This is a genomic window from Paraburkholderia silviterrae, from assembly GCF_004353915.1.
Classification (GTDB): Bacteria; Pseudomonadota; Gammaproteobacteria; order Burkholderiales; family Burkholderiaceae; genus Paraburkholderia; species Paraburkholderia silviterrae.
The window spans coordinates 122354-143463 of sequence record NZ_SMRP01000010.1 but is presented as its reverse complement, the minus strand read 5'-3'; the positions used below and the strand labels follow the sequence as shown (position 1 = coordinate 143463).

The following is a 21110-nucleotide window of genomic DNA, read 5'->3' as shown; positions in this document are numbered from 1 at the left end:
CTGCGGCGACGAACCACTTGCAACTACCGTGGGCACATCATAGGAGCGTCGAAATTTATTTGTCAATAGCAAATCAATTCGTCAAAAGTAAACATAAACGAGCACCATGGCGCCAGACGGCCTCAGCGGCTTACGGACGGCCGCACTCGCCACCCGGATTGCGTGCGCGCGTCTATGCTTCGTCTGGTGCCCAAGACGGCAAGCTCGCCAACACCCATGACGCCGCGAGGCGGCGTCGCAAGGAGATTTTCATGAAGGCCATCAAACTGATCGCGCCCGCCGGGCTCGACAATCTCAAGCTCGTGGATATCGCGGCACCAGGCGAGCCGCAGGCGGGAGAGATCCGCGTGCGGCTGCACGCCAGTTCGCTGAACTACCACGACCTGGGCGTCGTTCTCGGACACATGGGCGCCGCCGACGGGCGCATTCCCATGTCCGACGGCGCTGGCGTGGTCGAAGCCGTAGGGCCTGGCGTGCGCGAATTCGCGGCCGGCGACCATGTGGTGTCCACGTTCTTCCCGCCCTGGCTCGACGGCGAACCCACAATCCCCGACTTCTCCGCGACGCCCGGTGACGGTGTGGACGGCTACGCGCGCGAAGCCGTGGTTGCGCCAGCCACGGCGTTCACCCACAGCCCGCGTGGCTACAGCCACGCCGAGGCGGCCACGCTCACGACGGCAGGGCTGACCGCCTGGCGCGCGCTGGTGGTGGACGGTGCGCTCAAAGCCGGCGCAACGGTTTTGGTGCTGGGCACCGGCGGCGTGTCGATTTTCGCGCTGCAGCTCGCCAAGGCGATGGGCGCGACTGTGATCGCCACATCGTCATCCGACGAAAAGCTCGAGCGCGCGCGGCAGCTTGGCGCGGACCACACAATCAACTATCGCAGCGAGCCGCAATGGTCGCAGCGGGTGCTGGACTTCACGAACGGACGCGGCGTCGACCACGTGGTTGAGGTGGGTGGCCCAGGAACGCTCGAACAGTCCATTCTGGCTACGCGGGTCGGCGGCCATATCGCGTTGATCGGCGTGCTGACCGGTATCGCGGGCCCGGTGCCTACCGCCACGATGATGCGCCGCCAGCAGCGCCTGCAGGGTTTGATCGTCGGGAGCCGCCAGCACCAGATCGACCTCGTGCGCGCCATCGACGCGACCGGCGTCAAGCCGGTGATCGACCGCTCGTTCCCGCTGGAGGCAATCGCCGATGCGTTCCGGCTGCAGCAAACGGGCGGGCACTTTGGGAAGATTGTTCTGGAGTACTGATGCGTGGCGCGGGGCATGCGGGCAGCTCAGCCGGGCCAGCAGGCCCGCTGCCTTGCGCCTGATCCGCGCGAGCGCGTGCCCTGGGCGCCGCGCGCAAATTGCTCACGATACGCGGCGGGACTCGTAAGCACGATGCGCCGGAAATGCCGCCGCAGTGATTCCTCCGAGCCGAAGCCCGCCAGTTCCGCCACGCGGTCCATGGGCAAGTTGGGCCGCGATTCAAGCAGATCGCGCGCAAGGCTCACGCGCTCGCGCACCACCCACGCGTAGGGTCCCATTCCCGTTGCGTCGAGAAACTGGCGCTGCAGCGTGCGCGCGCTCATCGCGGCACGCGCGGCAAGCGACGCCACGCTATGGTCGAGGCGCGGATTCGCACGCACCCAATCCATCAGCTTCGCAAGCGGGCTAGCTTCGTCGCGTGGCATCGGGCGCGGCACGAATTGCGCCTGGCCTCCTTCGCGATGTGGCGGCACGACCAGCCGTTGCGCAACGCGATTGGCTACCGCTACGCCGTGATCGCTGCGCACGAGGTGCAGCAGCATGTCGATGCCCGCAGCCGATCCGGCTGAGGTCAACACCTGCCCTTCGTCGATATAGAGTGCGTCAGGTTCGACACTCAGTTGCGGATAACGCTGCTGGAGCCTTTCGGCATAGCGCCAGTGCGTAGTCACGCGTTTGCCGTCGAGCACGCCTGCTGCAGCAAGCACGAACACCCCGAGCAGATCGAGCACAGCCGCACCCCGCGCGCGTGGGCGGCGCGCAGCTTCTTGAGCAGCGCTTCGGGCGGCAGCTCCTCGGGGTCGCGCCAGCCCGGTATCACGATCGTCTGCGCGCGATCGAGCATCGCCAGCGTATAGGGTGCGGACACGGTGATGCCGCCTGCCGCGTGCAACGGCCCGCGCTCGGCGGCGCACACAGCAAGGCGATACCACGCGAGGTCGAGTTCGGGCCGTTCGAGCGCGAAGAATTCCATCACGCAACCGAATTCGAAGGTGCATAGACGATCGTACGCGAGTGTGACGACGAGATGAGGTGTGGAATCGGACATGGCGCGATGTTGCCGGATATTGTCGATCGCGCCACTGTTGGCGCTAAGGTGCAGGGCTCGAGAATGAAGCCATCGTGTCCCTGCACAATAGACCCGAGAATTTCCGCAATAGACCCGAAAAATATCCCTACATGCCGAGCCAATAGATTAAAAAAATAGAAAGGGAAATTAAATATTTTCCTCAATATCCCGAAAATGCACTTTATTTATGCGTTAAAAATCAGGCTATTATCTCTTGTGTTCGAGGCTCAGCGCCAGAACCTGCGGCGCTTTCATATGTTGATTGCAAGATTCGCCACGGATGGCATTGCTTGCATAAAACCGCCAGATAATTAAGCTCAAACGTCCTTAAGACGCACGCCCCGGTCTGCTGCGCTCGAGTACATCAAGTCGGTTCGCCAGCAATACGGCCGCATGGTCAATGCGGTCGGCCACGTAGACCTGCATCATGGCGGCAACGTGATCCCCCAACGGACCATAACCCCCAGCGCCCTTTCCTACCTCGCCGCGCGGCAAGCGTTGCAGGTGACGGCGCGCATGTGCTGACTCTCCAAGCAGCAACGTCTTGTCCGCAAGCCGGTTCGCGTGTGCCTGCGCGAGTCAAGACACACGGTCATGCGGTCGTCGCTTTGCTGCGGCCTGGGCACGACGGCCAAACATTATTCGGCCTTTCGTGGCTGCTGCAAGAACTGCCCGGGTTGACATCGCGGTCGCCTGCTCATAGCATTGTCGTTATCACTACACACGTCGCATTAGCGGCGATTCCACACAGAACGGTGCCGCCATTGGTGCACTCCCGACGACCGACAAGAGGGTAAAGATCACTTATGACCAATCATGCTGGCTACGACTATGTTGTCGTGGGCGCAGGATCGGCGGGCTGCGTGCTCGCTAACCGGCTCTCGACCGATCCGCATCGCAAGGTCCTGCTTCTGGAAGCAGGTGGACGTGACCGGAGTCCGCTCATTCACATCCCAGGGGGATTCCTTGCGATGTTGCAGGGTGGCTTGTTCAGTTGGCACTATGAAACTGCTCCGCAACAGCATTTGAACAATCGCGTGCTGCATGATGTGCGCGGAAAAGTCATTGGTGGAAGCAGCTCGATCAACGGTATGTGCTACAGCCGCGGCGCTCCGGAAATCTTCGATGGGTGGGCACGTCTCGGGAACGCCGGCTGGTCTTATGCGGATGTGCTGCCCTACTTCAAGCGCGCCGAAGGCAATGAGCACGGTGAGAGCGATTTTCACGGCGGCAGCGGTCCGCTCAGTGTGACGCAGGCGCGTATTGACAACCCCGCGTCATTGGCCTGGCTGGAAGCCGCTCAACAGGCGGGGTTCCCGTACAGTGACGATCACAATGGCGCCAAGCCGGAGGGCTTCGGTCCGTCGGATCGGACCATTCTAAATGGGCGCAGAATCAGTTCTGCAGTCGCGTACTTGCGACCCGCCCGTCGTCGCAAGAATCTAAAAGTCGAGACAAACGCGCATGTGACCAGGCTGCTGTTTCAGGGCATGCGTGCCATCGGAGTCGAATATCTTCAGGGCGGCAAAGTCAAGCGCGCTTACGCCACGATGGAGGTCATTTCGAGTGGTGGCGTTTTCCAGTCGGCGCAGTTGTTGATGTTGTCGGGAATTGGCGACGCGGATCATTTGAAATCGACAGGTATAAAACCCATGCTCGACCTCAAAGGTGTGGGGCAGAATTTGCATGACCACGTCGGCACTCAGGTTCAGCTCACCTGCCCACAGCCTGTGACCGATTACAAGTATGTCTCGAACCGCCGGGCCATGATGCAGGCCGGGCTGAGTTATCTGCTCAAGCGATCTGGACCCGCGGCGGGAAACAGTACAGACGCCATCGCTTATCTACGGTCTGGTGCCGCAGGTCATTCTGAACTGGATCTCAAGTTCTACCTGATACCCATCATGCCGAGCCTGACCGGCTTCGTGCCTGAGCACGGTGTCTCCAACCTGATTATCCTGACTCGGCCGGAAAGCCGCGGAGAGTTGAAGCTGCGTTCAGCGGATCCGACGGCCTCGCCGCTCATCAATGTGAATTATCTGGCACACGAACGTGACCGCGAAGCGCTCAGGCGGGGTGTCAAAATTGTGCGGGACATATTCGGTCAGCGAGCCTATGACGTTTTCCGTGGGCGCGAGGTGACGCCAGGTGCAGATTGCGTGGGCGACTCCCGGTTAGACGACTATTTCCGGGCGACAGTCAATCCCAATTATGAGGCGGTCGGCACTTGCAGAATGGGCAATGACGAACTAGCGGTGGTGAATGACCGGTTGCAAGTCCATGGCACCGAGGGGTTGAGGGTGGTTGACGGATCCGTCATGCCCAGAATTTCTACCGGGGACCCGAGTGCTTCCATCATCATGATCGCGGAAAAAGCCGCCGAGATGATCACAAAGGGCGCGTAACTGTTTCGGTGGGTTCGCTCCGCGCTTGTATGGCGAAGTGCTTGCATTGCGTAGTGAATTCACCCACGTCAGTATGGAGTGCAAATCAACCTCGTCGACAGCGCCAGCCCCAATTCATCCCCATTCAACTTCACCACGGCTGCGCCAGAAGTGCTCAGACCTCATCCGTATGGGTTATGTTGCCGCCGCGGCGGCTGGCCACAATATGACCACACCCATAATCACAAAAGAGGGACATCATGGCACTGCCTCGCTCAAACGGAGAGACTGCAACTGCGGATCGTTACGCCCGAGGCTGGCATTGCCTCGGACTGGCGTCTGAATACAAGGACGGCAAGCCTCACGGTCTCGATATCTTCGGCCAGCGTCTCGTCGCTTTTGCCGGCGACGACGGTCACATCCGCGTCCTCGATGCGTGGTGTCCGCACATGGGGGGAGATCTGGCCTCGGGCACGGTGCAAGGCAACTCGGTTGTGTGTCCGTTCCACCATTGGAGCTGGGGCGGCGACGGCGCATGCAACAGCATTCCCTATTGCAAGCGCGTTCCGGCGAAAGCGCGCGTCAAAGCGTGGCACAGCTGCGAACAAAACAACCTTCTGTTCGTCTGGCACGATCCGGAAGGCGCACCGCCCGCTCCTGAAGTTGCGATCCCCCGCATCCACGCCTGCTTCTCGGACGAATGGATGCCGTGGTCCATCCGCAAGATGACCATCCAGACGCACTGCCGCGAACTCGTCGACAACCTCGCTGATGCAGCGCATTTCGGCCCCGTGCACGGCTCTCCCGCCAGCTACTTCTGCAACACGTTCGTCGGCCACGTCGGCCACCAGATGTTTCATGGTGCGCAGAGCGAGCTTCTGGGCAGCACGCTGATCGCGGACAGTGCCTACTTCGGACCGGCCTATCACATCACGCACATGAGCGCCGAAGTGGATGGGAATCCGCTGCACAGCATATTGCTCAACTGTCATGTGCCGATCAACCAGCACAGCTTCGAACTGCGCTACGGCGTGATGATCAAGAAGATTCCCGGCCTGTCCGACGACCAGAACCGCGAGATCGCCAATGCCTACGTGGAGCAGGCCCACAAGTCCTTCTTCCAGGATGTCGAGATCTGGCACAACAAGACGCGCGTCGAGCGCCCGGTCCTATGCGAAGGCGACGGCCCGATCTATCAGCTTCGCGAATGGTATCGGCAGTTCTACACGGACGTAGCAGACCTCCCTCGCAATTTGCATGAGAAGAAGGTCTTCCAGTGCAAGGACGGTGAATGGCAAACGCTGACCGAAGTGCCAGCACTAGCCCTCAGCGAGTTGCACGAGATTTGATCACGACATTCAGGAGACGAAAATGAACGGACGTTTGCAGGGAAAGATCGCGTGGGTCAGCGGCGCGGGAACCGGCATTGGCGAGGCCACCGCAAGGCGCTTCGCTGCGGAGGGTGCGAGCGTGATGATTTGCGGCCGGCGCCGCGAGCCACTCGAACGGGTCGTGGCCGAGATCGTGGCGCAGGGCGGCAACGCGGACTGGATTCAGGCCGACGTCACCGACGAGCAATCGGTCGAGCGAGCGGTAAGTGCCACGGTCGAACGCTTCGGCGGACTCGACATCATGGTCAACAACGCCGTGAACTACACATGGGGCATGCTGGATCAGGTCAGCACCGACGCGTGGCACCAGTGCCTGCGCGGCAGCCTCGACGTGGCGTTCTTCGGCACCCGGGCGGCGTTGCGCGTGATGAAGCAGCGCGGCGGCGGCGCGATCGTCAATCTCGGTTCGGTCGCGGGCCTGCTGGGGAGTCCGGGCTTGTCGGCCTACGGCGCCGCCAAAGCCGCCGTGCTCAACTTCAGCCGCGCGGTGGCACTCGAAGGCGCGCCCCACAATGTCCGGGTCAATGTCGTGATTCCCGGCGTGGTCTGGAGCGAAGGCACGCGCGAAGCGCTGAGCGACGCGCAAACCGCCGAGGGCACGGCTCGCTCGGTGCCGATGATGCGCATCGGCGAGCCGCTCGAAGTCGCCAATGCCATCCTGTTCCTCGCCTCCGGCGAAGCCTCGTATATCACCGGACAGAGCCTTGTCGTCGACGGCGGCAAGACCTGCCGGCTCGACGTGGGCGCAACCGACTACGTCTCCGACACCTCTGCCGAACGGCGTGATACCGCCTCGTGAGCGGTGCGGCCAGCTTAAAGGACCTGCGCGAAAATGCATGATTCATCACTGCTCGAGCGGATCGACCGCCTCGAATCGATCGAAGAGATCCGCATGTTGCCCGCCAAATACGCGTTGGCGCTCGACATGCGCGACCTCGACGCATGGACGAGCCTCTTCCCGGAAGACGTCGTGGTTGGCAAGGAGCGGGTCGGACGCGCCCATTTGAAGCAATGGATCGACGACACGTTGCGTAAGCAGTTCACCGTGACGTCGCATCACATCGGCGGGCACATCATCGAGTTCAAGGATGCAGACCACGCGAGCGGCGTGGTCTATTCGAAGAACGAGCATGAGACCGGCCCCGAGTGGGTCATCATGCAGATGCTCTACTGGGACGACTACGAACGCATCGACGGCCGCTGGTATTTCAGGCGCCGCTTGCCGTGCTATCTGTACGCGAGCGACCTGAACAAGCCGCCGATCGGAGACAAGAAGATGCGCTGGCCGGGCCGCGAACTCTACGACGGCTCGTGGCACGATCTCTGGCCTTCATGGAAGGCGTTCTGGAACAACAAGCCCACCGGCGAGCTGCCGGATGTCGCCGCCCCCGCACCGCTCGGGGCATTTCTGGAGAGCATGCGGCGCGGCTCGCCCGTGCCAAAGATCCGCACGCGTTGAAGACAGCACGGAATACCCAGCATGACAGCAAATCTGTTTGAGCCCGTACAGCTTGGCGAGCTCGCGCTCGCCAACCGTGTCGTGATGGCGCCGATGACGCGTAGCCGTGCGAACGAAAACGATGCGCCGGACGACTTGCACGTCGCCTATTACGCGCAGCGCGCGAGTGCGGGGCTGATCATTGCCGAGGGCACCTACCCGAGCCGTCACGGCAAGGGCTACTGCCGCACCCCGGGTATCGTCACCAATGCCCAGATCGGCGCGTGGCGCCGCGTGACCGACGCAGTGCACGAACGCGGCGCCAAGATCGTTCTCCAGCTAATGCATGTCGGGCGGGTTGCGACGCGCCACAACAAGGCACCCGATGCGCAAACTGTCGCGCCATCGGCGATTCGCGCACGGGGAACGCTTTATTCCGACTCGCATGGCGCCGTCGAGATGGACGTGCCGCGCGCGCTCACCGGCTCCGAAATCGTCAGCGTGATCAACGAGTATCGTCGCGGTGCGCTCAATGCAATGGCCGCCGGCTTCGACGGCGTCGAACTGCATTGCAGCAGCGGCTATCTGCCGATGCAGTTCCTGCTCGCATGCTCGAACCGGCGCACCGACGATTATGGCCGGACGCTACAAGGACGCATTCGCTTCCCGGTCGAGACGCTCGAAGCCATCGCCGATGCAATCGGTGCTGGGCGGGTCGGCTTGCGCATCTGCCCCGGCAACCCCTACAACGACATGCAAGACAACGATCCGGCCGCCACCTACGGCGCGTTGCTCGACGCCGTGTCGCCAATGGGCCTCGCGTATCTGCACGTGAGCCGCTCTCCCGATCCCGCACTGGACGCCTTTGCGCTGGCGCGCCGTCATTTTCGCGGCCCGCTGATCGTCAACGACGGCTTCGACGGACAAAGTGCGGCGCAAGCCGTCGCCGCCGGCATTGGGGATGCAGTGTCGTTCGCGCGGCACTTCATCGGTAATCCTGATCTCGTGATGCGCCTTAAGGAACACGCGCCGCTCGCAGGATTCGACCGCACATCGCTCTATACGACGGGAGCGCACGGTTATACGGACTACCCGCCTCTTTCTGGAGTCGCCCCAGGCATTGCTGCAGAAAGGACCCACCCGTGACCGATCGTCTTCCAACGAATCCGACCATTCCGAACCTGCTCGCGCAGTCTGCCGAATGTTACGCAGACCTGACTGCCATCGACGATGACAGCATGCGGATCAGCTACGCCGAGCTGCACCGGTCGGCGCGGGCCGTGGCCCGCGCGCTGATCGCGCTCGGCGTGCAGCACGGCGAGCGCGTTGCAATCTGGGCGCCGAACATTCACGAGTGGATCGTCGCGGCGCTGGGCATCCACTGCGCCGGCGCTGTGCTCGTACCGGTGAACACGCGCCTGAAGGGCGCGGAGGCCGCGGATATCCTCCTTCGCAGCCAGGCCCGCGTGCTCTTTTGCATTGGCGAGTTCCTCGACGTCCGCTACCCGGAAATGCTGTCGGACCATGCCATCCCGACGCTGCAGCACCGGGTCGTGCTGCGCGATCCGCAGGCGGGCGACGCAGGCTGGGACGCCTTTCTCGCGCGCGGCGCCGGGACGCACGAAGCCGAACTGGAAGCGCGGCTCGCCTCGATCGCGAGCGAGACGGCCTTGGATGTGCTGTTCACGTCGGGAACAACCGGGCGTACGAAAGGCGTGGTGACGTCACATGGGCAAAACCTTCGCGCCTTCACCGACTGGTCGGAGATCGTGGAGTTGACGCAGGGCGACCGCTATCTGATCGTGAGCCCGTTCTTCCATGCGTTCGGCTATAAGGCCGGGTGGCTCGCCGCCCTCATTCGCGGCGCGACCATCGTTCCTCAACGGATATTCGACGCCGAGTCCGTCTTGCGGCGCATTGCCGCCGAACGGATCAGCTTCCTGCCCGGCTCCCCGACACTCTATCTGAGCCTGCTAGCCCACCCTCGCCTCGCCGAGTTCGATCTCTCCTCGTTGCGCGTCGCTGTCACGGGCGCCTCGAACGTCGCGCCGGAGCTGATCGGGCGCATGCAGCGGGAGCTGGGATTCGGCACGGTGGTGACCGCCTACGGGCTGACGGAGTGCTGCGGTCTGGCCACCGTATGCCGCCCCGGCGACGACGCGTACACGGTCGCTACGACCTGTGGCCGCCCGCTCGACGGCGTCGAGCTGCGCCTCGTCGACGAGACGGGCCGCGCGGTGCCCACGGGCACGGCGGGCGAAGTCCTGATCCGCGGCTACACGGTGATGAAGGGCTACCTCGACGACGAGGCGGCCGTGCTCGAGACGATCGACAGCGAGGGCTGGCTGCACACCGGCGACATCGGCACGCTCGACGAGCGCGGCTATCTGCGCATCACCGACCGGCTCAAGGACATGTTCATCGTGGGCGGATTCAACTGCTACCCGGCCGAGATCGAGAACCTGCTGACCGAACACCCGTCGATCGCTCAGGTTGCGGTGATCGGCGTGCCCGACGATCGGCAGGGCGAGGTCGGCAAGGCCTATGTCGTATTGCGCGCGGGCCTCGACCTCGGCGCCGAGGAGTTGATCGGCTGGTGCCGGGCCCGCATGGCCAACTACAAGGTGCCGCGCAGCGTGGAATTCGTTGCGGCGCTGCCCGTGAACGCATCCGGAAAGGTGCTCAAGCAGTCGCTGCGCGCGTCGGCGGCACCCACCACGCACGGCGAGGTGGAGCGCCCTGCCGTGCATTGAAGAAGTGCAGCCGCCTCGTCCGCTGGGGATGAGGCGGCTCGACAACCCATCGAGACCCTCCATGACGACTCACCTTTCCTCATCGCAGTCAGACTCCCCCCGCGTATCGCTCAACCTGCCGGCCACCGCCGTCGTGGTGACGGGCGGCGCCTCCGGCATCGGGCAGGCGTCGGCAGCGGCGCTTGCCTCCGTCGGCCGCCCGGTCGCCATCTGGGATATTCAAAGCGACAAGGCGCAAGCCGTCGCGGCCCAACTCGCTGAACGTTACGGCGTCGCCACATACGGCCACGGTGTGGATCTGCGCGACGCGAGCGCGCTGGAACCGGCGCTTGCGCAAACGCGTGCGGTGCTTCCAGCGCTCGGCGGCCTGGTTCACGCGGCGGGCGTAGTCGACCAGAGCGGGATCGATGGACTCAGCGTCGAGCGCTGGGACGCCGTGCTCAACATCAATCTGCGCGCGCTGGCCCTGCTCGTTCAGGCGATGCTCCCCGATTTTCGCGCCAACCCAGGCTCGGCAGTCGTGGCCATCGCCTCCATCAACGCCACGCTCGGCAACGGGCTAATCCCCTCGTATTCCGCCTCGAAAGGCGGCGTCCTGTCGCTCGTGCGCTCGCTCGCGGACAGCCTGGGCAACGATGGAATCCGGGTCAACTCGGTCTCGCCGGGCCAGATCCTCACGCCGATGATTCAACCGGTTGTCGACACCCTACCCTCGGGCGCGTTCGAGCGCCGCATCATGCTGGGCCGTCTCGGGGAGCCCGCCGAAGTTGGCCGCGTGGTCCGCTTCCTGCTCTCGAACGAAGCCAGTTACATCACGGGTACGGAAATCGTCGTCGACGGCGGCAACATTCCCTCTCAGCGCTGATCCGGCGCGCACGCCCGACACTTCGTCGAGCGTGCAATACGGCATCGCTGCTGCCGCAGCGATGCACATTCCATCTCATCCACGCCTTGCCGAAGCGGCCGCATGCCGCCCGGCCTGGCGCCCAAAAAACGTCGAATCGGCCAGAGACAGGCCGGAACTGTACCCGCCTCCCCAGCGCGGCAGCCCGCATGCGGTCCGTCCCGCAGCGAACAGCCGAGGGACCGGCTCGCGTTGCTCGGTGAGCACCTGGCCGGTTGGCAGCGTGTCGAGACCGCCAAGTGTGAAATGCGAATAAAAGGCGTAGTCGACCCGGCAATCGAGTGCGACGAACGGCGGCTCGTCGAGCGGCTTCAGCCACTGCGCCGCCTTGTTGAAGAGCGGATCGACGCCGTTGCGCGCATGCCGGTTGTAGGTCTCGACCGTGGCGGTCAGCGTTCCGGCCGGCAAGCTCAGATCGCGCTCGACTTCTTCCCAGGTTTCGCCGGCGGCGGCGATGCCGATTCGTGTGAACTCAGCCGGCTCCTGATACGTTGCCTGATCGACAAGCAAAAAGATCCGGTCGCCAAGCTGCTGCAGAGCGTGATAGCCCACGCGTCCATGGTAGCAGTCCTCATTGATGAAACGCTGGCCGCGCTCATTCACAAAGATGCCCTTGATGAGCGACTCCGGTCCGTAGAACGGCAGGGTCACGAAAGCCTCGTTCATGTGGATCGCCGCCCCGCCGACGCTCATCCCCATCAAGATGCCGGAGCCGTCGTCCCCCGGACTGCCGATCGGCTCGCCCGAGCGCAACAACTGCGGCGCGTGCCGCCGAACCATGTCGCGATTCATCGCGAAACCGCCCGCGCAAAGAATCACGGCTTGTCGCGCGCGAATGTAAGCCGTCTGCCCCGCCGACCTGACGACGGTGCCGCACACCGCACCCTCGGCATCGACGATCAGGGCAAGGACGCGCGTGTCGTAACGCACGGCCGCTCCCAACGCCAGCGCACGCTCGCCAAGCACCTTCATCAGCAGTTGCCCGCCGCCCCAACCGGTCCATTGCGGCGTGTGGCCGCGCGGGCAAGGTTTCGCCTGGGCGCTGAACGGCCAGGCCTCTTCGCTGCCCGACCAGATCAGGCAATCGTCGGTGACGGGCTCCACCATTCGCTCGGGCAGAAACGTGTTCTTGTACTTCACCCCCTGTGCAACCAGCCAGTCGTGATGCGCGAGACTCTCTTCGGCATACAACCGCACCCTGGCTTCGTCGGCATCGCGCCCTCCCGCCATCATCAGATAGCGGTACAGGTCCTCCGTGGAATCGGTGAACCCGGCCTGCCGCTGCGCGGGCGTGCCCCCGCTTCCGCCCAGATAGATTTCGCCGCCCGAGAGCGCGCTCGTCCCACCGTAGCCCGACGCGCGCTCGATCACGAGCGTATCGGCGCCGGCCTGCACGGCCTCGATCGCCGCACTCGCGCCTGCGGCCCCGAAGCCAACGATGACGACATCATGTTCGGCGTCCCAGCGGGGAACGTTTTCGCTGAGCAAAGGATGAGTCAGGGAATATTCGAATGTCATGGCGGGTGGAATGAAAAGAAAGTAGAAATGGAGAATGCCGGCGAAGCCGGCATTTCGAGCGTGCCCAGCGTTTGCATCGTCTTGCGCTGCTGGCGTGACTGCACGGATGACCCAACGGCCGCCGGCGGCTGGCTCAGACCGGCCGCAGCGTGCTCAGATAGTCGTGGGCCAGTTGCTGATGGTGCTCTGAAGAAGGTTGGCAGGCCGAATGATACGGGCAAGAGCGCGGGCTCAGAGCGCAGCCGACAGTTCGGGAACGAGCGTGAACAGGTCGCCGACGAGGCCGTAGTCCGCCAGGCTGAAAATCGGCGCCTCCGGATCCTTGTTGATCGCGACGATCACCTTCGAGTCCTTCATGCCCGCGAGATGCTGAATGGCGCCCGAGATGCCCACGGCGACGTACAGTTGCGGTGCAACGATCTTGCCGGTCTGCCCGACCTGGAAGTCGTTCGGCACGTAACCCGCATCCACCGCCGCGCGCGACGCGCCCAGCCCTGCGCCGAGCTTGTCCGCCAGCGGCTCCAGCAACGCGGTGTAGTGCTCGCCGCTGCCCAGCCCCCGGCCGCCCGACACGACGATCGCGGCCGACGTCAGCTCTGGACGGTCGAGCTTGGTCACTTCACGGCTCACGAACGCCGAGGTTCCTGCAGCGGGCGCCGCCTCGAGCGTCTCCACCGGCGCGCTGCCACCCTGCGCCTCCACGGCGTCGAAGTTCGTCGTGCGCACCGTGATCACCTTGATGGCGTCGCCCGACTGCACCGTCGCGATCGCATTGCCCGCATAGATCGGGCGCTCGAACGTGTCGGGCGAATCAACGGCGGTGATCTCGCTGATCTGCGCGACGTCGAGCTTTGCGGCCACGCGCGGCGCGATGTTCTTGCCGTGAGCGGTCGCCGGCGCGAGGATATGCGAATAGTCCTTTGCAATCCTCAGCACCGTCGCCTCGAGGTTTTCCGCCAGGCCATCGGCCAGTTGCGGTGCGTCGGCGAGAAGCACCTTCGCAACCCCCTGGACCCTCGCCGCCGCGTCGGCCGCCGCCTGGGCCTGATGCCCTGCCACCAGCACGTGAATGTCACCGCCTATCTTCAGCGCGGCCGCCACTGTGTTCAACGTCGCGCCCTTGATCGACACGTTGTCGTGCTCGGCAATTACCAGAATCGTCATCTCGTTCGCCTCCGTGCTTCGCTCTTATAGGACCTTGGCTTCCAGCCGCAACTTCTCGACCAGCGTCGCCACGTCCGGCACCTTCATGCCCGCGCTGCGCTGCGGCGGCTCGGCAACCTTCAGTGTCTTCAGGCGCGGCGTGACATCGACGCCAAGATCCGCTGGCGTCACGATTTCCAGCGGCTTCTTTTTGGCCTTCATGATGTTGGGCAGTGTCACGTAGCGCGGCTCATTCAGGCGCAAGTCGGTCGTGACCACCGCAGGCAACGTGAGCGACAGCGTCTGCGCGCCACCATCCACTTCCCGCGTCACTGTCGCCTTGCCGTCGGCAACGCTCAGCTTCGATGCGAACGTCGCCTGCGGCAGACCGGCGAGCGCGGCCAGCATTTGGCCGGTCTGGTTGTTATCGTCGTCGATCGCCTGCTTGCCGAGGATCACCAGTTGCGGCTCTTCCTTCTCGACGATCGAGCGCAGCAGCTTCGCCACTGCGAGCGGCTGGAGGTCTTCGTTCGATTCGATCAGAATCGCGCGGTCCGCGCCCAGCGCGAGCGCCGTGCGCAGCGTCTCCTGGCACTGCGCGACGCCCGCCGACACCGCGATCACCTCCGTCGCCACGCCCGCTTCCTTCAGGCGCACCGCCTCTTCCATCGCGATCTCGTCGAACGGGTTCATCGACATCTTCGCGTTGGCGATGTCGACTCCCGTCTTGTCCGCCTTCACGCCGACCTTCACATTCGCGTCGACCACTCTCTTCACTGGCACTACGATCTTCAATTGCAACTCCTGTGTCCCGCCACCGCCATCCGTGCGGCGTTGGCGCAATACGGCCTCACGTCTTTCTCGCCGTGATTTCGCCGATCATCGATTCCCGGCTGCTGCGAGGAAATTCACGCATTCCTGGTTGAAGTAGTCGCGATGCTCGACCATCACCCAATGGCCGCAGCGGTTGAGCAGCACGAAGCGCGCGTTCTTGCACCGGTCGAGGAATTTGAGGGCGCCGCCGACCGGATTGAAGCGGTCCTCGGTTCCCCAAAACCCGAGGACCGGGCAGCGCAGCTCAGGCAATGCGTCGGTCAGGTTCGGCACGCTCATGGTCGACAACACCTCGGCCGGCTGCTGCTCGCACACCCGCATCCGCTCTTCGACCAGCGCGTCGCTCACCAGCGAATTGTCGAAGACCAGCAGTTGGAGCAACTCGCGCATCGTGTCGCGATTCATTTGCCTGCTCGTAAAGAGGGACACCATGCGCTGGATGCCCTCCATCCGGAAGTACGTCTCGCGGTCCTCGACGCCCCCGGGCGCCATCATGATCAGGCTTTCGACATCGTCCGGATAATCGAGCGCGTACTTCAGCGCAATCGCACCGCCCAGCGAGTTGCCGAGCAGGACCGCCCGCCCCACGCGCAGCACCTCCAGTTGCGCACGCAGTGCGCCCACAAAGAAGTCCAGTGTGTACGCCACGTCAGTTGGCTTCGACGACTGACCATAGCCCGGCAGATCCACCACGATCGTGCGATAGCCGGCAGCCGCAAAGTGCGGATAGTTATGCTTGAAATTGCTGAACCCGCTTGCACCCGGGCCGCTGCCGTGAATGAAGACGACGGGCGTTCCCGTGCCCACTTCAAAATGATGCAGCCGCAGGCCGCCGGGCGTGTCGGTGAAAAATCCGTTCGGAACTGTCGTCTGTGTGGTCATCGTTGCTTGCCTCCGTCGTCGCTCGTGCATGAAGCTCGAGTGCATCATCGCCGCAGTTCGCACGGCGCGGCATCACCCTTTCGGACTACGATGAAAATTCCCGCGGCGACTATCATCCGCGGGTACAACAACGGAGACTCGCAATGACGACGCTGAACTTCTGCGGCAAGACGGTATTGGTGACAGGGGGGACCAAAGGCATCGGGCGCCGGATCGCCGAGCGTTATCTCGAGGCCGGGGCACGTGTCTTCGTATGCGGCCGCTCCGCACCGGAGACGCTCCCGAGCGCCGCGGGCGAGACCGCCACGTTTATCGCAGCGGACCTGCGCGACATCGGACAGATCGATGCAATGCTCGCCGGCATTGTGGCCGAGACGGGACGTCTCGACATCGTGGTCAATAATGCGGGCGGATCGCCATTCGTCGCAGCAGCCGATGCCTCGCCGCGCTTCACCGCGGCGATCATCCACCTCAATCTCATTGCGCCCCTCGATCTGGCCCAACGTGCCAACGTGATCATGCAGCAGCAGGAAGACGGCGGCGTGATCCTGTTCATCGGCAGCGTCAGCGCCTCGCGCCCGTCGCCCGGCACCGCCGCCTATGGGGCTGCAAAGGCAGGGATCGTGAATGCGGTCGCCTCGCTGGCAGTGGAATGGGCACCGCGCGTGCGCCTTTGCGCGGTGAGCCCGAGTCTCGTGCAAACCGATTCCGCCACCAGCGGACACTACGGCGACGAGGCCGCACTCGACGCCATCAGCAAGACGATTCCGGCCGGCCGGCTCGCTACGCCGGACGACGTGGCCTCTGCATGCCTCTTTTTTGCTTCGCCGCTGGCCGCTTACGCGTCGGGCACGAATTTCCGCCTCGAAGGCGGCGGTGAGCGCCCGGCGTATCTCGGCGCAGCCAACGCCTGAAAGCCTTATGACGTCGGCCCATGTTCCGTACGTTTTGTCTAACAGGAAATATCCGCCATGAACAAAATCAAGTGTGCACTGATCGGGCCCGGCAACATCGGTACCGATCTGCTCTACAAATTGCGCCGCTCGAGCGTGCTCGATCCGGTGTGGATGGTCGGCGTGGACCCGGCCTCGGAGGGCCTCTCCCGCGCCCGGGAGCTCGGCCTGAAGACCACGGACAAGGGTGTGGACGGCCTGCTGCCCTTTGTGGCCGAGGACCAGATCCGCATTGCGTTCGATGCGACTTCCGCCTATGTGCATCAGGCGAACTCCGACAAGCTGACCGCGCTCGGCGTGCGCATGATCGACCTGACACCGGCCGCCATCGGGCCGTTCTGCGTGCCGCCCGTGAACCTCGCCGAACACCTCGGCCGCAACGAGATGAACGTCAACATGGTGACCTGCGGCGGCCAGGCGACGATTCCGATGGTCTATGCGGTTTCGCGCGTGCAGCCGGTCGCCTACGGCGAAATTGTCGCGACGGTGTCTTCGCGCTCGGTCGGGCCCGGCACGCGTCGCAACATCGACGAGTTCACGCGCACCACGGCAAGCGCCATCGAGCAGATCGGCGGTGCGCGAAAGGGCAAGGCCATTATCGTCATCAATCCGGCGGAGCCGCCGCTGATCATGCGCGACACGATTCACTGCCTGACCGAAGACGCGCCCGATGTCGAGGCCATCACGGCATCCGTGCACACGATGGTGAACGAGGTACGCCGCTACGTACCGGGCTATGCGCTCAAGAACGGCCCTGTGTTCGATGGCAACCGCGTGTCCGTGTTCATGGAGGTGGAAGGCCTCGGCGACTATCTGCCGAAATACGCCGGCAACCTGGACATCATGACCGCCGCTGCTGCGCGCACCGCCGAAGTCTTTGCTGAACAAATGATCGCCGCCGCGCAGACGGCGGCTGCTTAAGGAGCTGACCATGTCTCTCGCGGGGACTCCCATTACACTGCACGACATGACGCTGCGCGACGGTATGCACCCGAAGCGGCATCAAATTTCTCTTGACCAGATGCGCTCGATTGCGAAAGGGCTCGACGCCGCCGGCGTGCCGCTCATCGAGGTCACGCATGGCGACGGGCTGGGCGGCGCCTCGGTCAACTACGGCTTCCCGTCGCACACCGACGAGGCCTACCTGAGCGCGGTCATTCCCGAACTCAAGCGTGCGAAGGTCTCCGCCCTGCTGCTGCCGGGCATCGGCACCGTCGAACACCTTCACATGGCGCATGATCTCGGCGTGCATACGATCCGCGTCGCCACGCATTGCACGGAAGCCGACGTGTCCGAACAGCACATCGGGCTCGCGCGCAAGCTTGGACTGGATACCGTAGGCTTCCTGATGATGGCGCACATGTCGTCTCCCGAGCAGCTCGTCGGGCAGGCGAAGCTGATGGAATCGTATGGCGCCAATTGCATTTACATCACCGACTCTGCCGGCTACATGCTGCCCGAGGACGTGACGGCGCGCATCTCGCGGGTTCGCCAGCAACTCAAGCCAGAAACGGAACTCGGCTTTCACGGGCATCACAATCTTGCGATGGGCGTGGCCAACTCGGTGGCTGCCGTGGCGGCAGGCGCAAACCGCATCGATGCGGCCGCAGCCGGACTCGGCGCGGGCGCCGGCAACACGCCGCTGGAGGTTTTCGTCGCGGTCTGCCATCGCATGGGCATCGAGACCGGCGTCGATGTGTTCTCGATTTCGGATGTGGCGGAAGACCTCGTGCTGCCGATCATGGACGCGCCGATCCGCATCGATCGCGACGCACTGACGCTGGGCTACGCCGGCGTCTATTCGTCCTTCTTGTTGTTTGCGAAGCGTGCGGAAGCCAAATACGCGATTCCGGCGCGTGACATTCTTGTCGAACTGGGCAGGCAGCGTCTGGTCGGCGGACAGGAAGACATGATCGAAGACACTGCGCTCACCCTTGCCCGGGAACGCGGAATCGCGGCTTGACCGGCAGGCGGGAAGCAATACGGGACGCGACGTCCCGTTCGTAATGAAGCAGTGGCCGTGGGACACCACGGCCACTGCTTTTTTATTACAGCGACTGATCCGGCTCCGCCGCGGCGTACCCGTGGACCGGCACGTCGCGCTCCGGCGAATCTGCCAGCCTGCGCCGCTCCGCGCGTTCGACACCGAGCCATGCCGCGAGCGCGGGCAGCAGGAACACCGCGCCGAACAGGTTCACGAGGAACATGAACGCCAGCAGCACGCCCATGTCCACCTGGAACTTGAGCGCCGAGAAAGCCCAGCTGCCCACGCCGATAAACATGGTCACCGCCGTGAAGAGCGCCGCCGTGCCGCGCTGGCGCATGGCTTCGCCGAACGCCGCGGGCAGGCTCGCACCCGCGCGCACCTCGTGCTGCAGCCGCTCGTAGAGGTAGATACCGTAGTCCACGCCCACCCCCACGCCGAGCGTGATGACCGGCAGCGTGGCGACCTTCAGGCCGATGCCGAGCTTCGCCATCACCGCGTTGCAGAGAATGGAGACGAGCGTGAGCGGCACGATGATGCAGAGCACCGCGCGCCACGAGCGGAACGTCACGAAGCACAGCAGCGCGATGGCCCCGAAGATCGAGAGCAGCATGGCGATCTCGGCGTCGGCCACGGCTTCGTTGGTCGCCGCCATCACGCCCACATTGCCGCCCGCGAGATGGAACGCCACGCCTTGTGTGGCGTCCTCGGCGGCAAAGCGCTTGATCTCGTCCACGATGTGCGCGATTGTCTGGCCCTCGTGATTCTCCGTGTAGATCTGCACCTGGATCGCCTGGCAGTTCTCCGTGTTCATGCCGTTGTCGGGGTCGAAGCCGCTCGCGCCCTGCGTGAGGCCGTCGGCCGAGCGGGGCAGCGCGCCCCAGCGCGGGTTGCCTTCGTTGAACGCGGCAATCGAGACCTTCGCGAGCGACGGCACGCTCACCACCGACTGCACGCCCGCCACGCCGCGCATCTGCATTTCGAAGCGCTCGATCGTGCTCATCACCGGGTAGTGCAGGCACGCGTCGTCGAAGCCGGTCGTCTCCACAATGACGGACAGCAAGTCGACACCAATGTTGTACTGGCGAGTGATGGCGGCGTTGTCAACGTTGTAGCGCGAATCGCTGCGCAGCTCCGGCGCCCCCGAACCGATGTCGCCGATCTGCAGCTTGCGCGACTCCTGCGCGCCGAAAGCGAGCAGCGCGAGCACCACGACGAAAATCCCCAGCGCCGGCGCGGGGCGCGCGAAGCTCGCGGCGACCCGCCACAAGCGGCTGCCGCCCGCCGCCGCGCTGCGCCGCGCGAGCTCGAGCGTGCGGGCTTCGAGCTGGGTGTACGACAACAGGATCGGCAGGAAGATCTTGTTGGTGACGATCATCAGCAGCACGCCAAGGCACGCGGTGATGCCCAGCTCGCGAACGATATCGATCTTGATGCGCATGATCACCATGAAACCGAGTGCGTTCGTGAGCAGTGCAACGGTGCCCGGCACGAACAGCTTGCGGAACGCATCGCGCGCCGCCTCGACCGGCGACATCCCGGCGACGAGCGCCTGCTTCCATGCATTGGTCATCTGCACGGCGTGCGAGACGCCGATGGAGAAGATCAGGAACGGCACGAGAATCGACATCGGATCGATGCCCAACCCGAGGATCGGCAGTGCGCCCAGCAGCCAGACCACCGGGAACAGCGCGATCAGGAGCGCGAGCAGCGTGGTCTTGGGCGAGCGCGTGTAGACGAGCAGCAGCGCGCCCGTCACGAGAAACGCCAGCGTGAAAAAGCCGATCACCCCGCCGATGCCGGCCTCCACGTCGCCCACGAGCTTCGCGAAGCCAATGATGTTGACCTCGACATCCTGATTCGAGTACCTGGCGCGGATCTGCTCCAGTTGACGGGCGACGCTGCCGTAGTCGAGACGCTTGCCGGTGGCAGGATCGTCCTCACGCAGCTCCGCACGGATCAGCGCCGACTTCAGGTCGTTGCCGACGAGCTGCCCGATCTGGCCGGATCGCGCCACGTTGCGGCGCACCTTGGCGAGATCGTCCGGATTGGCGCTGCTGAACTGGCCCGGCACTACCACATCGCCGCGAAAGCCCGCTTCGGTGACCTCGGTATAGTGCACGTTTGGCGTGAACAGGGAGAACACGCGCGAGCGGTTCACGCCGGGGATGAAGAAGACGTCGTCGGTGGCGTGGCGCAGCTCGTCCATGAACGGCTGGTTGTAGATGTCGCCTTTGCCCTTCCAGCGCAGGCTCACGAGAATCGTGTTCGCGCCGGGGAAGGCGCTGGCGTAGCGGTTGAACACCTGCATGTATGGGTGTTCCATCGGGATCATCTTGTTGAACCCGGGGTCGAGTCGCAGGCGCGTCGCGGACCAGCCAAAGGCAAGCGTCACCGCGATGCACAGCGCGAGCAGATAACGCCGGTTCCGGATAATCGCATCCGCGCAGCGATCGACTGCGCGTGCAAGACGAGAAGCCCGCGCGGCGTCGCGGGGGCGGGAAAGGTCATTCATAGGCGTCTCACGTCAAGGAAACGAAAACGCGTCGTGGCGGCCGGACAGGCTGGCACGACGCGGGCAACAGGGGGAAAACAGGC

The 21110-nt window shown here is 64.0% G+C and carries 16 protein-coding genes and 1 pseudogene; 11 read left to right on the top strand and 6 right to left on the bottom strand.

What is annotated here, in order from left to right; genetic code table 11:
• Positions 1-251: 251 nt before the first annotated feature.
• Positions 252-1259 carry a zinc-dependent alcohol dehydrogenase family protein gene (locus EYW47_RS20660; RefSeq protein ID WP_133196693.1) on the top strand — a complete coding sequence of 336 codons (1008 nt, stop codon included), beginning with the start codon at positions 252-254 and terminating at the stop codon, positions 1257-1259.
• A 26-nt stretch (positions 1260-1285) separates the two neighbouring features.
• Here the strand turns inward: EYW47_RS20660 and ftrA are convergent.
• Positions 1286-2307 (bottom strand): annotated as a pseudogene (gene ftrA, locus EYW47_RS20655) (transcriptional regulator FtrA).
• Positions 2308-3134: 827 nt separating this feature from the next.
• Between ftrA and EYW47_RS20650 the strand changes: the two are divergent.
• From EYW47_RS20650 to EYW47_RS20620, 7 genes are all read left to right on the top strand, one after another.
• Positions 3135-4733, top strand: coding sequence for a GMC family oxidoreductase (locus EYW47_RS20650; RefSeq protein ID WP_133196692.1), 1599 nt, complete (start codon positions 3135-3137; stop codon positions 4731-4733).
• A 239-nt stretch (positions 4734-4972) separates the two neighbouring features.
• Positions 4973-6061 (top strand): 3-ketosteroid-9-alpha-monooxygenase, oxygenase component, encoded by a 1089-nt coding sequence (locus EYW47_RS20645; protein ID WP_133196691.1) that lies wholly within the window; start codon positions 4973-4975, stop codon positions 6059-6061.
• Positions 6062-6083: 22 nt separating this feature from the next.
• Positions 6084-6902, top strand: coding sequence for an SDR family NAD(P)-dependent oxidoreductase (locus tag EYW47_RS20640; protein ID WP_133196690.1), 819 nt, complete (start codon positions 6084-6086; stop codon positions 6900-6902).
• A gap of 33 nt (positions 6903-6935) precedes the next feature.
• On the top strand, positions 6936-7562 hold the full coding sequence (locus tag EYW47_RS20635) for a nuclear transport factor 2 family protein (protein ID WP_133196689.1): 627 nt from the start codon (positions 6936-6938) through the stop codon (positions 7560-7562).
• Positions 7563-7583: 21 nt separating this feature from the next.
• The gene (locus tag EYW47_RS20630; RefSeq protein WP_133196688.1) at positions 7584-8687 is read left to right on the top strand and encodes an alkene reductase; all 1104 of its coding nucleotides are present in this window, start codon (positions 7584-7586) and stop codon (positions 8685-8687) included.
• On the top strand, positions 8684-10294 hold the full coding sequence (locus tag EYW47_RS20625) for a FadD3 family acyl-CoA ligase (protein ID WP_133196687.1): 1611 nt from the start codon (positions 8684-8686) through the stop codon (positions 10292-10294). Before EYW47_RS20630 ends, EYW47_RS20625 begins: the two co-directional genes overlap by 4 nt.
• Positions 10295-10355: 61 nt before the next feature.
• Positions 10356-11159, top strand: a complete 804-nt coding sequence (locus EYW47_RS20620; RefSeq protein ID WP_133196686.1) for an SDR family NAD(P)-dependent oxidoreductase — start codon at positions 10356-10358, stop codon at positions 11157-11159.
• A 75-nt stretch (positions 11160-11234) separates the two neighbouring features.
• Here EYW47_RS20620 and EYW47_RS20615 read toward each other — a convergent pair whose 3' ends face one another.
• The 4 genes from EYW47_RS20615 to EYW47_RS20600 all read right to left on the bottom strand — a co-directional run bounded on the left by EYW47_RS20615 (position 11235) and on the right by EYW47_RS20600 (position 15575).
• Positions 11235-12716 carry an FAD-dependent oxidoreductase gene (locus EYW47_RS20615; RefSeq protein WP_133196685.1) on the bottom strand — a complete coding sequence of 494 codons (1482 nt, stop codon included), beginning with the start codon at positions 12714-12716 and terminating at the stop codon, positions 11235-11237.
• A gap of 231 nt (positions 12717-12947) precedes the next feature.
• The gene (locus EYW47_RS20610; RefSeq protein ID WP_133196684.1) at positions 12948-13880 is read right to left on the bottom strand and encodes an electron transfer flavoprotein subunit alpha/FixB family protein; all 933 of its coding nucleotides are present in this window, start codon (positions 13878-13880) and stop codon (positions 12948-12950) included.
• 24 nt (positions 13881-13904) lie between these two features.
• Positions 13905-14654, bottom strand: coding sequence for an electron transfer flavoprotein subunit beta/FixA family protein (locus EYW47_RS20605; protein ID WP_133196683.1), 750 nt, complete (start codon positions 14652-14654; stop codon positions 13905-13907).
• Between the two features lie 84 nt (positions 14655-14738).
• Positions 14739-15575, bottom strand: coding sequence for an alpha/beta fold hydrolase (locus EYW47_RS20600; protein ID WP_133196682.1), 837 nt, complete (start codon positions 15573-15575; stop codon positions 14739-14741).
• A 143-nt stretch (positions 15576-15718) separates the two neighbouring features.
• Between EYW47_RS20600 and EYW47_RS20595 the strand changes: the two genes are divergently transcribed.
• The 3 genes from EYW47_RS20595 to dmpG are packed head-to-tail and all read left to right on the top strand — an operon-like array spanning position 15719 to position 18491.
• Positions 15719-16489, top strand: a complete 771-nt coding sequence (locus EYW47_RS20595) for an SDR family oxidoreductase (RefSeq protein WP_133196681.1) — start codon at positions 15719-15721, stop codon at positions 16487-16489.
• Between the two features lie 57 nt (positions 16490-16546).
• Positions 16547-17449, top strand: a complete 903-nt coding sequence (locus EYW47_RS20590) for an acetaldehyde dehydrogenase (acetylating) (protein WP_133196680.1) — start codon at positions 16547-16549, stop codon at positions 17447-17449.
• A 10-nt stretch (positions 17450-17459) separates the two neighbouring features.
• Entirely contained in the window at positions 17460-18491 is a 1032-nt protein-coding gene (gene dmpG, locus EYW47_RS20585; RefSeq protein WP_133196679.1) for a 4-hydroxy-2-oxovalerate aldolase, read from the top strand.
• Between the two features lie 85 nt (positions 18492-18576).
• On the opposite strand, the gene EYW47_RS20580 is transcribed toward dmpG, so the two are convergent.
• Positions 18577-21027 carry an efflux RND transporter permease subunit gene (locus EYW47_RS20580; RefSeq protein ID WP_133196678.1) on the bottom strand — a complete coding sequence of 817 codons (2451 nt, stop codon included), beginning with the start codon at positions 21025-21027 and terminating at the stop codon, positions 18577-18579.
• Between the last annotated feature and the right edge of the window lie 83 nt (positions 21028-21110).

Coding starts and splice junctions, on each gene's coding strand:
- EYW47_RS20660 (WP_133196693.1), top strand. CDS start 252: ATGAAGGCCATCAAACTGATCGCGCCCGCCGGGCTCGACAATCTCAAG.
- EYW47_RS20650 (WP_133196692.1), top strand. CDS start 3,135: ATGACCAATCATGCTGGCTACGACTATGTTGTCGTGGGCGCAGGATCG.
- EYW47_RS20645 (WP_133196691.1), top strand. CDS start 4,973: ATGGCACTGCCTCGCTCAAACGGAGAGACTGCAACTGCGGATCGTTAC.
- EYW47_RS20640 (WP_133196690.1), top strand. CDS start 6,084: ATGAACGGACGTTTGCAGGGAAAGATCGCGTGGGTCAGCGGCGCGGGA.
- EYW47_RS20635 (WP_133196689.1), top strand. CDS start 6,936: ATGCATGATTCATCACTGCTCGAGCGGATCGACCGCCTCGAATCGATC.
- EYW47_RS20630 (WP_133196688.1), top strand. CDS start 7,584: ATGACAGCAAATCTGTTTGAGCCCGTACAGCTTGGCGAGCTCGCGCTC.
- EYW47_RS20620 (WP_133196686.1), top strand. CDS start 10,356: ATGACGACTCACCTTTCCTCATCGCAGTCAGACTCCCCCCGCGTATCG.
- EYW47_RS20615 (WP_133196685.1), bottom strand. CDS start 12,716: ATGACATTCGAATATTCCCTGACTCATCCTTTGCTCAGCGAAAACGTT.
- EYW47_RS20610 (WP_133196684.1), bottom strand. CDS start 13,880: ATGACGATTCTGGTAATTGCCGAGCACGACAACGTGTCGATCAAGGGC.
- EYW47_RS20600 (WP_133196682.1), bottom strand. CDS start 15,575: ATGACCACACAGACGACAGTTCCGAACGGATTTTTCACCGACACGCCC.
- EYW47_RS20595 (WP_133196681.1), top strand. CDS start 15,719: ATGACGACGCTGAACTTCTGCGGCAAGACGGTATTGGTGACAGGGGGG.
- EYW47_RS20590 (WP_133196680.1), top strand. CDS start 16,547: ATGAACAAAATCAAGTGTGCACTGATCGGGCCCGGCAACATCGGTACC.
- dmpG (WP_133196679.1), top strand. CDS start 17,460: ATGTCTCTCGCGGGGACTCCCATTACACTGCACGACATGACGCTGCGC.
- EYW47_RS20580 (WP_133196678.1), bottom strand. CDS start 21,027: ATGAATGACCTTTCCCGCCCCCGCGACGCCGCGCGGGCTTCTCGTCTT.